The sequence below is a fragment of the Candidatus Woesearchaeota archaeon genome, from assembly GCA_003694805.1.
GTDB lineage: Archaea > Nanobdellota > Nanobdellia > Woesearchaeales > J110 > J110.
In genome coordinates this window covers 16865-35404 of record RFJU01000040.1, presented here as the reverse complement: position 1 = coordinate 35404, position 18540 = coordinate 16865, and the positions used below count along the sequence as shown (strand labels likewise).

Annotated in this window: 2 protein-coding genes; both read left to right on the top strand. The window is 54.1% G+C overall.

Translation table 11 applies throughout. From position 1 onward, the window contains the following. Positions 1-79: 79 nt before the first annotated feature. Entirely contained in the window at positions 80-664 is a 585-nt protein-coding gene (locus D6783_01835) for a hypothetical protein (protein ID RME53526.1), read from the top strand. A 143-nt stretch (positions 665-807) separates the two neighbouring features. Further along, positions 808-18525, top strand: a complete 17718-nt coding sequence (locus D6783_01830; protein RME53525.1) for a DUF2341 domain-containing protein — start codon at positions 808-810, stop codon at positions 18523-18525. Positions 18526-18540: the final 15 nt, after the last annotated feature.

Below are 18540 nucleotides of genomic sequence, written 5' to 3'. Positions count from 1 at the left end.
TACAAATGTTTAAATATTATTATATAAAAAAAGTATAATAATGACAGTGATAACGTATACCTGGTGAGGGTTTTTCACAGTGGCAAAGCAACGACTGGAGCAAGAGCTCGTCGGGCTCTTCGCACAAGACCTCGTCAAAGCATACAGCATCCACCAAATCTCGAAGAACCTCAACAAAGCATACCCCCACATTAACAAAACAATACATTCTCTTCGAGAACAAGGCGTGGTTCGCTGGGCTGTCGTGGGAAGAGCCCATCTCTGCTCCATCAACCTCCAAAACCCGCTCTCCCGCAACCTTCTCGCTAGAAATGCCATCGAACGCCTCCAAACACTGCCTTCTAAGAAAAAAACAGAAGCCGCCCTTCTGAGAGAAGAACTTAACAAACTCCACACGCCAACACCAATCCTTACCGCCCTGCTTCACAAAGACCGCATTATCGTCATTCTCCCACGACTTGAGGACGCAGCCAGCACACCATCAAAAATTCTTGGAAAAACACTGCAATTTCACACCAAAACCTCTTGGCAACAAACACTCATCAAACAATATGCGGAATACAAGCACCCCCTCCTCCTCGCAGGATATGAGAACTACTACACCTTCCTCTCAGAAATCATACCCGTACTCGCCCAACGCCACGCAACGATTACCTGGCAGTAAGAGATTAACAAGAATTACAACACGAAGAAATACAACATCAATGAAAAATCAATGAAAAAAAACTCAAACATGAAAAACACCATGAAGCACCATGAAAACACGTCGCGGAGAACAATAAAGAAAACCACGACAATAAAGAAACCATGAGCGCACAGCACGTAAAATCTACAAGACGAGGAAGCTCCTCTTCAATACGTCCTCCACGCAAAAAAACAGCGGCAAGGAGCACGACTAGGGAGAAAACAAAGAAGCGCCGAGAACGCACTGCCACGAAGAAACCTCCATCAAGGCATCAAGCAACCAAACCAACACAAACCCCACGCGCCACGTTAACCCCCACTACCAACCACTCGCGCCTATTCAAGACACTCGTCTTCAAGAACATCACCACCAAAATACTCCCCCTCATCATCATCGCCCTCATCGCAAGCCCGCTCTTCTTCATCCCCCCCGCAGCGAGCTTTACACGCCTCGAAAAAACCGTCTTCACCCAAGGAGAACTTGTCCGGGTAAACCTCCACGACCTCCCCTCTACAACCCGTATTAAAATCATCCACGGCGAGAACGTCCTTCGCTACACGGGAAGCCCCAACACAACAACACTCTTCAACCCTCCCGAACCAGGCGCGTACCAACTCATCATAGAAGACAGCTCAGGACGCGAACTCGAACGCCACACCTTCACCGTCACAAACGCAACACAGCTCCGCACAAACAGCTCAAGCCAAAGCACCCAAGCGAACGGCCAAACTCAACACGCCAACGCTCACCTCCTCGTCGAACCGCTCGCGACCACCACGGGAAACCCCATTACCATAACCGTAGCGAGAGCCCCGCCACAAGCAACGCTGATTCTGAAGACAAACAACACCTATCAGCGCTACCTCGGCGACCTCAACGAACCAATCACCCTCTACCCCGAAGAGCCCGCTCTCTACGAACTCGAACTCCGTCTCGGAAACCACCTCCTTGAACAAACAAACATAACCGTCCTCCCAAACCCTGCCAAAACCGCCAAAGAAACGTCCGCCAAAGAGACGCGCAACAACCCTGCTCTGGAAACAACCCAGCCGCACAGAACACCACAACAACCATCAACACCCCAGCCAAGCAACAGCAACCAACCAACCCAGCCATTCCAGAAAACGCCAAGGAAGCCAACACTGCCCACGCAACCCACTCGTGCCACGCCGCCCCTCGCCAGCTTCGAGCCAGAACCCCTCCAGATGCGCTACAAAAAAGCCGGGCACACCATCTCCCCCACACAACTCACTCCAGGAGAGCGCTACGATCTCGAAATTCTTCCCACGAAGGGGGCATTCCAGACACTCACGTTCGCATCCCTCGAACACAACCCTCAGGCAAAGCTCTACCTTGACGAAGACCAGCACGTCGTCTTCGCGAAAGGCGAACGCCTCACGAACCTTCTCGCACTTGACCCCTCACAACTCACGTACACCACCGCAACACTCACCAGGACCGCCAAAGGAAACGCTCTCTACAAATGCACCGCGTGGAACTTCCAAACCGCAACGTGCGAGTCAACCTGGGAAAAACAACGAAGCCTCACCCCAGGAGAAACGTACACCATAACAATCACGCCCCAAGACCCTGCCTTTGGAGAATCCCTCCCTTGGTGGAACAACGACTACACCTACCGCCGCCAAATCAACATAAGCAACATCGCAACAGAAGGGCTCAGTCAAGGATACCCGGTCAAGCTCGTCCTCAACACGCAAGCGCTCGTGTCGCAAGGAAAAGCAAGAGCAGACCTTGACGACCTGCGCGTCCTCTGGTACAACGACTCCAGCGCAACTTGGAACGAAATCAACAGGGAAATTATCGACCCAAACACGACCGCAACAAGAGTGTGGTTTCGTACACAAACACCACTCACAGCAGAGAACTATAGCTACTTCATCTACTATGGCAACCCCTCAGCAAGCAATCCGCCAGAGAACGCCAGCGTCATTCTCAACCTCTCCGCCTACACCCTCTCCAGCTACGGCGGCACCGCTCAAGACGTCGACTCAACGTCGAACAACCTCACAGACAGGACCCTCCACCTCTACGGAAACAGCTGGAAAGCGCTCAACTACCCTTACACCGTCACGACCAGCACCATCCTCGAACTGGACTTTCGCAATCGCTACAACGGAAGCGAAGAACAAGAAATCAACGGCATCGGCCTAGAAACGCAGACCGCCTCACTCTCAAGCAACCGATTCTTTCAGCTCTACGGAACGCAAGTTTTCGGCTTCCAAACATACCACAACTACACAAGCCCAAACTGGACGCATTACGTCATCAACGTCAGTGCAGACATGGTGACGGGGAGCTACTCGTACCTCACCTTTGGAAGCGACGAAGACGCCGACGACAACGGCCCCCCGCCCGATGTTCCCGACGGCTGGTTTAGCAACATCATCCTCAGGGAAGCAGCGTCCAAGGAGCCAACGCTTTCTTTAGGAGAAGAAATCTACTACAACGCCAAAGTTCCCCTCGTCACTCTCAACACGCCTCCCAACGCGTCAAGCCAACAAGGAGGGAGCGTGACGTTCAACTGCTCAGCTGAAAGCCTCGCGGGTCAGGACATTATCAACATCACCCTCTACCACAACATCACCGGCTCGTGGCAGGCAAACCAGACACAAACATTTTCCGGCTCGTCTGATACCAATGTCTCCGCAACGTTCACGCTCACCAACCTAACAGAAGGCGTTTACATCTGGAACTGCTTCGCAGTCAACAACGAAAGCAACAGCAGCTTCGCCACGAACAACTACACCTTCATCGTCGATACGACCTTTCCCGTCATTACCATCCACACTCCCCAAGGACTTGTAAAAGATTCAACACCGACCATCAACGCAAGCTTCTCCGAAACGGTCAATGCTTGGTACAGCGTTAATGGCGGAACAAACAAAACACTCTGCACCGCCTGCACGGACGGCTTCGTCTTCGAAGACGTTGAAGCGGAAGGGAGCTACACCCTCACCGTGTACGCCAACGACACTGCAGGCAACCTCGCATCAAATACGTCTTCTTTCACCGTTGACATGAACAAAAGCTACTACGACGCATACCCTGACAATTCCAGCATAGCCTCGAGCACGAACGTGACATTCACACCAGGATCGCTGACGTTTTCCGGAACGATAACGCTTCTCTTCAATGAAACCTTCGCTGACGGGAGCACCACTGACGGCTCGCCTGTCACGTGGGTGGAAGTGAATGAAGGCGTAGCGGATAACACACCCCTCTGGGTCCTGACAGGAGGATACTTTGCAGAAACAGGAAATGCCTACGACGCCGTCGGGAACAGGGACACCATCGCGAAAGGAACATACCAATACGCGCAAGGCATCAACGTAACCAACTTCAACCTCACCGCCAAGCTCTACGCCGGCGACAACGACGGCATGGGCCTCATGTTCCGCTACGTTAACCAGACAAACTACTACCGAGTCCGCTTCGAAGGAACGAGCAACTACCGACGCCTCGAAAAAGTAGTAAACGACTCAGTTACCGTACTCGATTCTGACACGCTCACAGATGGCGGCCTCACACAAAACGCTTGGCATACCGTCACCGTTATTGCAGAAGGAAACACCATCGAAGTTTACCTCGACGGCACCCTTGTCCTCAACGCCACGGACACGGCCCACGCAGCGGGATCAATCGCTCTCTACTCGTGGGGAATGAGCGACGCACGCTTTGACAACGTGACGCTCAGCAGCCTCGGACCAAAAACAGGCCGCGTCATATCAACACGCATCAACACAACCAACTACATCTCGGCAATCACGCCAGAATGGACAACGAACAACACCGATGCACAAAACAACATAACCCTCTGGGTAAGTGTTGATGGAGGAGCCACCTACCACGCCGCCCAACAAGGCGTCGAGATAAACTCAACATCCTATCCTTCCTTCACGCCTGGAAGAAGCTTCCTCTTCGTCGCCAACTACACCTCGCCAGCGAGGCAAGCCATAGCAATCACCTCAGTCAATTTCACCTGGAAGGAAGAAGACTTCCCTCCCATTGTGTCGCTCGACGCCCCTTCCAATTCTGCCTTCATCGAACAAGAGCCGTTTACGCTTAACTGCTCCGCAACCGACAACAATGACATCGTGAACATCACGCTCTACCTCAACACTTCAGGAACACTCCAACCCAGCCAGACACAAACCTTTCCTGGAACAAATGACACCTCAGCGAACGCATCATTCACAGTAACCTCCCTTACTGACGGAACGTACCTCTGGACGTGCGCCGCAGCAGATAACAACTCGCTCTCTTTTGCCAGCGAGAACGGGACGTTCACCCTTGACACGCGGAATCTAAGCATAACGGAAACCCTCACGCCAAGCATAACCTTCGGAGGCGACAACGTAACCGTTACTGGTAAAGCATCGCTTACCGACGGCTCAAACGCAACCAACGCAACGCTAACCATCACGATCGACGGCGTCCCCCTCAACGAGAGCAACCTCATCGCTCAAAACGTCCACGCGGACCCGTGGTGGAATTACTCATGGAACTACCGCATCAAAATCACAATCGATTTCTCCAGTGCAAACATTAATGACTACCCCGTCATCCAAACAGTAAACTTCACCGAAGAACTCGCAAAAAAAGGCATTACAGGAAGCTTTGATAACAACTCAGTACGCGTAATCGAGTACTCCGGCCAAACAATCCTTGGAGAGGTGCCATCCCAATTCGAGCCGAAAAACACCTACAACGAAACAACCAACGCCTATGCGGACATCATCTGGGTGGCCAACGGCACAAACACGGCAACCCGTACGTACTACCTCTACTTTGACACCACAAACCACGGAACCAAACAAGACCCTGGCTACCCAGTCCTCCGCCTCCATCACAACGGCTTTGAAGAAAGCACGACGTTCACCAGCTACCAAGGCGTTGCAGGAGCACAAGACATCGAGCCTAGCAACTGGCAATACAACACCTCCATTTACGCGGAAGGGTCAAGGTCATTTCACATCTTCGGCAACACGTGGAAACGCGAAGACATCACCCCGATCTCCCTCACAGAGAACACCACCATGACGGTGCGCATGTACATCCCCTCAGAAGGAGAAATCGAAGGCATCGGCCTTGACAACAGCAGCGACAACACCGGAACAACCGAGCTTAATTACATCATGGCAGGTTGCCAGTGGAGCGGCGGCTCCTGCGGAGACTGGACAGAAGACATCGAGCGCTACCACTCAACCTCAACAAACCAGTGGCGCGTCTTTGCCATTCCCATCGGAAGCGACTGGAACACGGACAACGGCGGGTACGCCCCCGTTGACGCAATCCACTACTTCAACGACGACGACACCGCAATCGGTGGCGAAGTCATTTACGATGACGTAGCCATCTGGTCGGTAGTGGTCAACCTCACCAACGAAACACCCTCCTTCACACAGGAAACAGTAGAAAGTCTCTTCCAAACCGACGGGCAAGGAAACTACAATTATACCTTCTCCTCCCCAACGACGAGCGGCACCTATGCCGTCACGGTAAACGTTACCTTCGCGAACAAAGAAGCCACAAACACCAGCAACCTCACCGTCGACAACGACGGACCGACCATCACGCAACACTACCCTTCCAGCCAAGAAGTCGTCTACAGCAGCACAGTCAATTTCAACTGGACCGCCAACGACGCTCAAGCATGGGCGCTCTGCGACCTCATCGTTGACGGAGCCGTTCAACAAGCAAACATCAACAGCACCACCGGAACACCAACAAATTATACCGTGCCAGGCCTGACCAACGGCAACCACACCTGGCAAGTCAACTGCACCGACTCACTCGGCAATCTCGGCTCAAGCGCAATCACCCCCTTCAACGTCAGTCTTTTCGTCACGCTCTCCATTGACACGAACGGAACAGAATTCACCAAGGGAAAAATCGTCAACATCACCATCAACCTTACCAACCAAGGAGGAGACGTCGTCAACGCAACCGTTCACACCAAAGTGATCAAGGCAACCTACGAGTTCGACTGGTGGAATGAAAACTGGACCTACCGCACTCCCGTGACCATCCAAGAAAACTCAGGCAATAACCTTACCGAATACCAAGTCAACGTCACCATAGACACTCAAGCGCTTATCAGCTCAGGAAAACTCAACTCGGACTGCTCCGACCTTCGCGCCGTTGACTCCTCTGGAAACCTCCTGGACTTCTACATCGAAGAAAACCCCACGTACACGTGCAACACCTCCGCAACCACCATTTGGGTGAAAGCAAGCGCCTTGAACGCGAGCACGACGTCTTACCTCTTCCTCTACTACGGCAACCCTTCAGCCACGACATCTCAGAGTTTAATGAACGAAACCTTTAGCTACAGCACGAAACAGTCCATCTACTATGTCGTTGACAGCTTCGCCGCGACCACATCCACCGTCAGCGTCACGCCCTTCTACAACGGAACGTCCGTTCAGGCAGGCACGACCAGCCTCTCCCTCAACAAAGGCGATGTCGGCCTCATCTCGAACACGCAACTCACCCAAGCAGGAGCCATAACAACCGACAAGCCAGTCCAGCCAACACACGACGGGGAAGGAGATGCCCTCGTGCCTATCAGCTTCGCAGGCACCACCTTCGTCTACCGTATTGACCGAAGTTCGGGTTCAAACGTGAACACGTTTCACATCCTCGCCCCGTTCAACGATACGTCAGTCCAAATCTTTTACGGAACCAACTGGGGAACCCTCCTGGAAAGCCACAATATAACCAAGGGCAACGTTGTCTCAACCACCACCGACACGCCCAACAACGTCGCCGTGCTCATCAGCGCATCAGCACCCGTCCTCGTCTTTCACGTCGAGTCAGGACAGGGAGATGACGCCTTCCCCTTCTATCCAGCAACGACGGACTGGTGGGGCGTCCCCTCCGGCTCAATTGAAATTGCCGCCCTGGAAAACGGCACTACCGCGACGATTTACTGGAGCGACACGGCAACGCCGACCACGGTCAGCCTCGACGCAGGAGATGAGCACATCAGCGGGGGCCACGGCACGCAAGGATCAGCACCCGCTGCACACGTCGTATCCAACAAACCCATTGGCGTCAAGCAAATAGCAGACGGGGACGGAACGGAATCAGTAACCTTCCTCCCCGAAAGCGAACTCGCCAAGGAGTACGTCTTCTCCCACGACAGCAGCTACGTCGCCATCGCAGCAACCCAGCCGGACACGTCCTGCACTATCTACTCAAGTACGGGGACGCTTCTCTTCAGCGGCACAGGCGGGTCAAACGCGAGGCCAAGGCCGAACCAAATCCTCTTCGGCGACGGTGCAGGACCTGACATCCCAGCAGGGTCATTCCTGAACTGCTCGGCACCGGTGTACGCCTACGCAGAATATGACACGGGAGATGAAGAACAAAATCTCTGGAACCCAAAACAACACCGCAAACTCGCCTGGCCAGCCCCGAGCGTCGCAACGGACTCGGAAGAAGAACTCCTCTACACCAACGACAACGACACAGGAGCCACTGGTTTCATCATCCCCCACAACACCAGCCTCTACGACTTTGGCACCTTCTTCGCATGGTCAGAGAGCCTCCCCTCTCCAGACACGAATGACACCGCGAAAAACCACACGTCATGGAAAGTCATTGACGACTCTGCACCAATTATAGAAAACCTCACCGCCACGCCAGACCCCGTTGGCTTCGGGTATACCACCAACCTCAGCGCCGACGTGACCGACGAAACAGGCATTGCCAGCGTGACGTTCAACATCACCAAGCCAGACGGGACAACCCTGAGCGTCACCCCGACCTACGCAGGAGGGAACACGTACTGGTACGTTTTCAATGACACCTGGACGTACGGAGACCACACCTTTCTCGTATCCGCCACGGACGTCTCCACACAAACAAGCACGGCAAACACCACCTTCTTCGTCGGAGCCGACGCGGCCATGTCAGTCGTGACCCTTCAAGATGGGTATGGGCCAAACGAAGTTGTCTACCTCGTAGGAAAAGAAGACAATAGCACGTGGTGGAACCAAAACTATGCCTACAGGAAAAGCATCAACCTCACGGAACAGTCAGGGACGAACCTTGGCGAATTCCACGTCAGCATAACCCTCGACACGCAAGCCCTGCAAGCACAAAACAAGCTAAGAGGCGACTGCGCAGACGTTCGGTTCACCGATGCAAACCAAACAGAGATCCCGTACTACCGGCTCGACGTCCCCGCCTACGCGTGCGGCACCAACCAAACCCTCTTCTTCGTCAAAACAAACCTCTCCGCGAATGAGAACAAAACCATCTACCTCTACTACAACTACCCCGCAGCGATCGATGCCTCCAGCGAGTCAGCAACGTTCAACTTCACCACCAACCAATCGCTCTTCTTTGTTGTTTCCAACCAAACACCCCTCGGCAACCTCGACGTCGTCAGCTTTGCAGACAACAACACCATCACCCACAACGCAGCCAGCCTCACACTTGACGAGTCCAAAACAGGAAGCTTCACCACGCCAGCGAGAGGGCCCATATCAGCAAACAGCGCGTTCTTCGCCGCAGGAGACGCAGACGCGACCGACGCCGCAGCGCCCCTCCTTTTCGCCGCGCAGGAGTTCGCCGTCTCATCAAGCAGAGGAACCGACCGGTGGAGCATCTACAGCCCGTACAATGACAGCACCGTCTGCTTCTACAACGGCGATGGAACCTCCCTCACCCTCATCAGCTCGTGCGTCAACGTCCCGCAAGGAACCACCGCCGACGTTGAACGAGACCTCAACTCGCTCTCCGCGAGCAATAGCAACGGCGGCTACATCAACGCCACCGCACCCGTAATCATCACCCACCGAGCACAGAGCGGAACGTCCATTTACGACGCGTACGTCCTCCCACCCCCGGGAAGAAGGCTCTACGGCGTACCCGGAACAGACTTTCAAGTCGCGGCAGCCCAAGACAACACAAACGTCAACGTCTACCTCAGCAACGGCACCACCTACACCTTCACCCTCAACCAAGGGTCCGGAAAGCATTTTGACGTCGGTGATAACTACGGCCAAGGGCCAGCCTACTACGTTGAAGCAGACAAACCCGTCTGGGCCGTCCAAATAGCAGATGGGAACGGCGGAGAAGCAACCACCTTCCTCCCCGACCTCTACCTTGCAAACACGTACGCCATCCCCCACGGGTACGACTACATCACCATCTCAGCGCCGAACGAGACGACGTGCACCCTGTACGACACCAATGGCAACCTCGTAGACCAAGCAACCGCCTCGCGAACAGGAACGGGCAAGAGCCCCTACAAAATCCTTTTCTCAGCAAGAACGAGCGGGGCTGGGGACACCATCCGATGCGACAAGCCCGTGTGGGTAGCGTACCAAGAAGCAGCCACCAACGACGAGAAGAACGCGCTCGGCCAAGCGCTCTACCGAAAAATCCCGACCACGCCGCCTCTGCAAACAGAAGGAGGAGTCGAGGCGAGGCCGTCCGAATCAACCCTCAAAAACGTTGGGGCGTACTCCTTCAAAGGATATCTCGTCATGCAAACAGAGTACTACACGGGAGGGTCGTGGCAGCGCTCAGGCCTCCCCGTTGTTGACGACCTGGCAACGAGCAACGAGCGAACGTTCACTCCCGGAAGCATCCTCTACCTCAACCAAACCTGGGCCGACGGGGGCGCGTGGGACACAGCCCTCAACCCCTCAGGAACGTATCGAGTCGCGGCGCGGCTCTACGACCCCGACGGCAACCTCCTCAACATTTCAACCAGCGAATACTTCATGGCAACGTACAACTTTAGCATACTCTCGCCCAACCTCACGATAGAAAACATCACCCACGAAAACCTCTACGAACACGCCATCAACGAGTTTGAAGTGGAAGACATCTTAGACTGGGTGAACGTCACCGCACGCAACGAAAACGCCACCGCCCTTAACACATCCATCTACCTGCGCATTCTCAACCCCGACCAAACACCTGCAGGGTGGGGCCCTGACAGCGAAAAAAACTGCGGCGACCTTGCTCCAGGCGCGACGTGCACGAAGCAATGGAACAACGCGTCCAACGGGTATTACATACCTTTCGACGCCGCGACCGGCACGTACAACATGCTCTGGGAAACCACCTTCTCCGGAACGAACTTTCAAGACAAGACCAGCTCGAACTTCACCTTCAAGCTCCACCGCCTCACCGACGAGTTCTCAGCCACCATCAACCCTGGCAAAGTGAACAAGAACGACTCAGCCATTTACGAGTTCGGCATGGTCAACCTCTGGAGCAAAAACCTCACAGACCTCAACGTTTCCATCAACTGCCCACAAGCCCCAGGCATCACCTGCACCTGCCTCAACACAACCCTCCCCTACTGCAACCTCACCTCCCTCGAAGGCTCAAGCCAAGAAGACCCGTGGTTTAACAACACCTGGCAATACCGCACCAAAATAAATCTCACCAACAACGAGGCAAGCACCCTCCAAGCAGGCTACAGTGTCAACGTCACCATCGACACGGCAACGCTCTACTCAGCAGGAAAAGTCCAGCTCGACTGCGACGACGTACGCATTGTATGGAAAAACACCACATCAGGCGAACTCAAAGAGCTCGACCGCCACCTCAGCACCGCGTGCAACTCAGCCACGAGCACGTTCTGGTTTAAACTCCAAGAAGACATCCCCGCAACCTCTTCAGACCAACACTACTACGTCTACTACGGCAACCCCAGCGTAGGTCCAGGCCCGGAAAACTACAGCAACGTCTACTTCTTCTACGACGACTTCGAGGACGGCGACATCAACGGATGGCAAAACTACTCGAGCGGCGTCGTCCAGCACACAACGACCGGCGGGGATAATGTCATCCTCAAAACAGCCAGCAACGACCCAAACGGAGGATACAGAACGTTCCCTTCGACCATTGACGACTTCGAAGTAACCTTCAACTTCAACAGACCAAACGAGAACGGCGGCGCTCAATCCCGCTACGCCATTTCCAATAGCGCATTCAGCGGGTACGGCTTTCGCATCACGGATGTCAATCCGAGCGGGACATTCGCCATAGAAGAGCGAAACGCGGGAAGCAGCGCAGGAGACATCGCGAGCACCTCAACCACGTACTTCAACCTCAACACGTGGTACCACATACGGCACCGCAAACTAGGAAGCACACATAACATAACCGTCTTCAACAGCACAGGAGGCTACCTTGACAGCCTTGAAGCAAGCGACCTGACCGTCACGAGCGGCTTTGACCGCTTCGTCATCCACGGAGGGTACGAATACTACACCGATGACATCATTGTCCGCCACCTCGTCACCAACGAGCCAACCGCCTCAACACTGGGCGAGGAGAGCAGAGACAGCGCCGTTCAGGGAAGCTGGTTCCCGCAATTCAACATCACCACCAACGACTCAACACCAATCGGCGTGTACACCATCAGCGTCAACGTCACGTACACCAACCCAGGCCTTGAAACAAAGCTTTGGACCAACCAACAACCACTCACCCTCCAAGTCAGCGCCCCCGGCCTCATCGCAGTCAACATTACTTCAAACTACACCAAAGTAACGAGAACCATTCCGTACGACTTCTCAGGATTTGCCAACAACACCAACGGCGCCGACGCCCTCAACGCGGAGCTCACCTGGCACCTTCCACAAGGCTGGCAAGTCACGGCAGGGAGCCTAACAACAACAGACCCCGTTCTTACCTCAGGGGAACGGCTCTGGAACAACGCAACCTTCACTCCTAACACAACATCAACCCTCGGCACCCAGCAAATCAACCTCACCGCCAACTCAACCAACGTCGAAGGAGAAATTGACGCCATCATCCTTGAAGTCTGGGCAGGCATGAATGTCACCCTCCAAGCGAACGACACAAACCCCGAACGCAACCAAACAATCCTCCTCAACGCGACCGTCCTCCTTGACAACGGCACACCTCAAGGCAGCAGAACCGTTGCTTTCCGCGACGAAACAGACAACCTCCTCATAGGAAGCAACACAACAGACGCGAACGGGGTCGCCTACCTTTACTACACCATACCCGAAACGGCAAGTTTTGGAGCACACCTCTTCAATGCTTCCGTCACGAGCCAACCCTCCAAGTACTACGATGCAGGGTCAGGAACGCAAAACATCACCATCCGCCAAGCAACAAGCTTCAACAACATAACAGCAAGCCCCAACCCAGCAGGCATAGGAATCCCTGTCACCATCACCGCCAATGTGAGTGACGCCGACGGCATTGCCAACGTAACCATAACGATAACATACCCGAACGGGACCAGCGTCACCGACACAATGCAAGAAAACTCCGGCCTCTACACCTACACCTTCAACGACACGTGGCAACTGCTCTACTACAACTACACCATCACCGTCGAAGACAACACGTCAGACAACACAACATCATCCCCGAAGACCTTCCTCGTCACCACCCAAGCAGACATACGCGTCGATACGGAACAGGCAAACTACTCCCAAAACGAACAAGTCAACCTGACCGGCTACCAGCAACCCTGGTGGAATGAATCCTACCAATACCGAACACCCTTCAACCTTACCTCATCCTACACAGGACAAATAGAGCCCAACTTCACCGTCATGATCGAGATCGACACGCAAAGCCTGCTCTCAGCACATAAAGTACGCGCTGACGGCTCGGACCTTCGCGTCGTTTGGCTTAACGCCACAAACAACCAATCAGTCGAACTCGACCGCGTCGTCCTCGACTTCAACACAACAACAACCCAAGTGTGGTTCAAAACGCCTGCAGCGTTCACCGGTACCGGCGCGAACTATTACCTCTACTACGGAAACGAGAACGCAACCAACCCGCCGCAAAACATAGAACCGTTCACGTACTACACCCGAATGGACGGCAATACTGTCAATGGCAATGGCGGAGATCTCATCCTTATCCCGTACTACGACAACACCACCTATACCATTACCGGCGGCGTCAGCGCAAGCGGAACACTCAACAAAGACCAAACCTACCAGAACTTCAACCTCCCCGGCACGGACAACACCTACACGATCACCTCAAGCAAGCCTCTCTCCGTCTTCGTCGGCGTCCTGGAAGGAAGCAACCCGAACGCGTGGACAACCGTCATGCCAAAGCGCATGAACAGCTCAGGCACCGACTTTCGCGTCTGGAGCTACACCTCTTCCGGCCAATCCAACATAGGCGCCCTCTGGATTGTCGCTCTTGAAAACAACACGGCCTACGAAGTACGCAGGACTAGCGATGACACCTTACTCCACAACGGCACACTCAACCAAGGCGAACTCTTCAAGGACAGCACAACAGGGGCCAACGAAACCTACAGCGTCACGCTCTCCAAGCCCGGCTTCATCGTTGCAGGAAAAGCAGACACGCCAACAAGCAGAGACGCGCAGCGCTGGTGGGTCGGCCAAAACGGAACCAAGCGCGACACGGTAATCTGGGGCATTAGCAACAACAATAACGGTCTGCGCATCTACAACCCTAACAATGCCTACGTCACGGCCGACATCATCGACGTCACAGACGGAACTGACACCATCAACGCCATCTCGATCCCGCCACTGAGTAGCCATTACCAAGTCCTCACCACCAACGACCACGTCCTCAAAATTGTTGCCGACAACCCTGTCCTTGTTGATGACAAATACCTGAGCAACGCAAACCGCCAAGGTGACTCTGGAGACTACGTGCCAGAAGCAGACCAAGGTCACATGGTCGGAACGCGCTTCTACGTCCATGCAACAGGAGGATCTATCGGCCAACAAATGGCCGCGGTCTGGCCGCTCTTTGACAATACTGCAGTGTACCAGAACGGCGTTCTCCTCACCACTATTGCAACAGCAGGAACGCCCTACACCTTCAATCCTCCCCTCGATGCAACGGTGAACATCACTTCGGACAAGCCAATCCTCTTCCTCTTCTTCACTGAAGAGAGCGGAACGGATTACACGTTCAGCGTCCCCGAAGCGTCCTCGGCATGGGGTGGACGGCCGAAAACATCATTTGGCGAAGAGGAACAGGCAATCTCGCGCATCCGCAACACGCTCGCGTATCCCTTCAGAGGCGTCCTCTTCCTAGAAGTGCAATTCAACAGCTCAGAAGGCTGGATAACAGAAGAAGTCATTGTTGACGACGCAGCGAATGGAACCGTGAGGACCGTTCAAGACTACAACATCCTCAACCTTGCAGACATCTGGCTTGCCAACGGCGCCTTCAACACGCTCACGAGAGAAGACGGCCTCTACAGGGTCTATGCCGCATTCAAAGACGTGCATGGCAATGTCATCGTCACCAACAACGGGACACCACTCAACGCAACTGCAGAGTTCAACATCCTCCCCTCCAGAGTCAATCTGGACATGAACGTTATTAAAATCTACGATGTTACCAACGCTACCAATCAGAAAACAGACACATCGGTTCTTCACGATACCGGCCTGAACGACACCTTCATCCTTTACACGAACCACACCTATCGTGTTGAGTTCTACGTGAACACGCTCTCCAACAGCGACAATTGGACCATCAACGAAAGCAACGTCACCCACGCCGGCTTGAACAGCACGTGGCCCATTGACGAGCAAAATAACATCTTCTACCGCATAGGCGAGGTGGACTACACCGGCGGCGCCTACACCGGCGGAAACGTGACATGGAACACGTCAAACGGCGGCGTCGTCCAGCCACTCAGTACGGTTGCTTTCGACTACATCATCAACATGACCGACCAAGGGCTGGGTTTCTACCCCGTCCACTTCTCCGTGCAAGGAAGTGACTTTGGTGAAGAAGACTTCTCCACCTTCCGCCTCGTAGGCTACGAGACGGACCCGCCCGGACTGGTGAACTCCATCTACAACATCACGAAGACGAGCATTATCAGAGGACAAAACACAACCGTCTACGCACTCTGGGATGAAGAAATCCTCACAGCAATTGCCGAGTACAACACGACCACGCCTTCACTAGAAAACTACACCGTCAATCCACCCTACACGAACAACTGGACCAATCACACTATCATAACTAACAGCTCATGGCTCAAGGGCCGCCACGCAGTGAAGCTCTACGCCTACGACCTCGTCAGCAATATCAACAACTCACTGCAATACCTCTTCTTCGACGTGTACCGCCAGCTCAGCCTTAACGACTCCTTCCTCAATCCCAACCCGGCCAATATTTCATCAACAGTCATCATCGGATGCCAAGTTGTCGATGAAGGAGGACAACCTGCACAAAACTACCTCGTCTCGTTCTACAACGCCACTGCGTTCTTAGGAACGAACACAACCAACGCAACCGGCTGGGCCGTCTACGCCTACAACGACACCTCCCCGGGCGTTGAAGAAATTACGTGTAACATCACCAGCGACTTGGCATCATACGACAACGTTTCAGCGCAAAACGAACTCAAACAAAACCTGACAACAAAAGAATTCGGCGTTCCCTACGCGGACAACGTCGGCCAGTCGGCAACGGTGATTCACAAGCTCGAGAACGTAACCTTCTACGCCCTCTGGCATGACAACTACGCACTCGATTACGCCAGGCTCGCAACGGAGGACACAGGAACGCTCACGAACGACTCGCTCTCTGCACCAATGAAGCTTTCAGGAACGCAGAGCTGGTCGAACTTTACGGTACAATACCCCGCCGATGCCCAACTCGGCCTTCAGAGCTGGATTATTTACGGCAACGACACGAGCGGGAATACGAACCAGACACCCTTGGGCTCCATCGAGGTGTGGGGGTACGCTTACATTTCAGAAAGCAACCTCGACCCGAGCAGCATCATTCAAGGGAACACGACGACTATGAGCTGCCGCGTTCTTGACAACGCCAGCCAAGCTCCCGTTACGGGCATGCTGGTGAGCTTTTACAACAGCACAGGAGAGCTCGGCACGGCCGCAACCAACAGCTCAGGATGGGCGAGCTTGAATTTCACGGACAACTCAACAGGGCTTGAAACAATCGTTTGTAACATTACCGACTCTGCACCCCTGTACTACAACGTCACGCCCCCGACTCAAGCTTCGGAACAACTCAACACCCTCCCCCCTGGATCAGACATTACCCCTCCACAGGCACTCGAGTACAACCTCACCCAAACCCAATTTAAGCGAGGAGGGAACACGACCATCTACGCACGTTGGGATGAGACCATCCAGAACGCGACCGTCTTCTTCAACGCTACCACCCCCGCCATTGAGAACGACACCATCCCCCCGCCGTACACGAACAACTGGACGAACTACACCTTCGCCACGAACTTCTCATGGCTCGTAGGTACGCACGTAGCAAAAATCACTGCGCAGGACCTCAGCAACAACACGAATAACGACCTCCCCTACCTTGAGTTCAACCTCACCGGGACGAGTACCATTTCCTGGCACGCCCCCATAGGAGACGTTCCACAAGCAACCATCGACCTCGTCTGTAACGTTACTGATGAAGACACGCAAGAACCGCTCGCAAACTACCCTGTTTACTTTTACAATAGCACCGCATCACTAGGCAGTGCCACGACAGACGCTCAGGGCCTTGCCACCCTCACCATTGATGGCTCTGCCTACTCGGGCAGTGAGGCGTTCAGTTGCCGCATCTTCAACCAGCCAGAACTCTTCTACTACATCGGGAGCACGTACCAAGACAGTCAAACGCTCTACTTCGATGGAAGTTCCCCAACGGTAGACCTTCACTACCCTCTTAACGACTCCACGCTCACTACGACGGACGTCTTCTTTAACTGGACCGCAACCGACGATCATGCAAGCCAGCTCGTGTGTAACCTCACCCTTGATGGCCAGGTCAACCAAACAGGCATTCAAGCACAGTCGGGCCAGCCCGCCAACACGACTATTTACGACCTCGCCAGCGGTCTTCACACGTGGAACGTCACGTGCGCGGACCAAGCAGGGAACGCCAACACCTCCGCCACGTGGCAGTTCTCGGTTATTGACAAAGACTTGATGGTGAACGGCTCAAGCGTCACGTTCAACACCACCTCTGCTGTTGAGAACTCGTCAGTCACTGTGTTTGGCACCATATGGAACATTGGCGGGACGAACTTCACCAACGTTCTTGCAAGATTCTACCGGGGAGACCCTGACGCCGGAGGAACGCCTATCGGGCAAAACCACACCTTCAACATCACCGCGGGAGGCAATGTCACCATCAACGACACCTTCATTGCCCAGCTCGGCCTGAACACCATCTATCTCGTCGTTGACCCGGACAATACCATTGCAGAAGGTGACGAAACCAACAACAAAGCAAGCAACACCCTCGTTGTAGGCTTTTGGAACTTCTTCGGCGGTCAAACAGACGACAAGCTCGTCGTCCACGACAGAAACATCGAGAACCTCTTCACCTGGAATGTCACGAACGCAACATCCTCCAATATCATCGTAGCGGACATTGACAGCGTCCTAAACTTTACCAGCTTCCAGGCGATTGGTCTCGACGTTGACAACAACACGGTCGACGACGACTTCACCGACATCGATGTGCACTTTGGCAGCACGGGCCTGACCGACTCGGTGGAGAACACCTACACCGTTGCGGGCAGCCCTGTAGCAACGAAAGACATGACAGTGTTTGACCGTCTCATCACCACCGTCCCCGTCGCGAATTCAACAAACTCTTCCGACTTCCAAACAGGAATCTTATGGGACACGAGCGACGGCGGCGCTTCTTACAACGGCACGCAGGACATCGTCTTCATAACGCAGGTCAATGAGGACAAGCCGGGCTTCGGCGGCATCTTTGACTACGAAATACGCGTTCCTGCTTCCTTGCGGAACTACACCGGCACTGACGACAGGGTTGTGTTCTACACAGAGATTCCCTAGCGAAGCTCTTGCGCC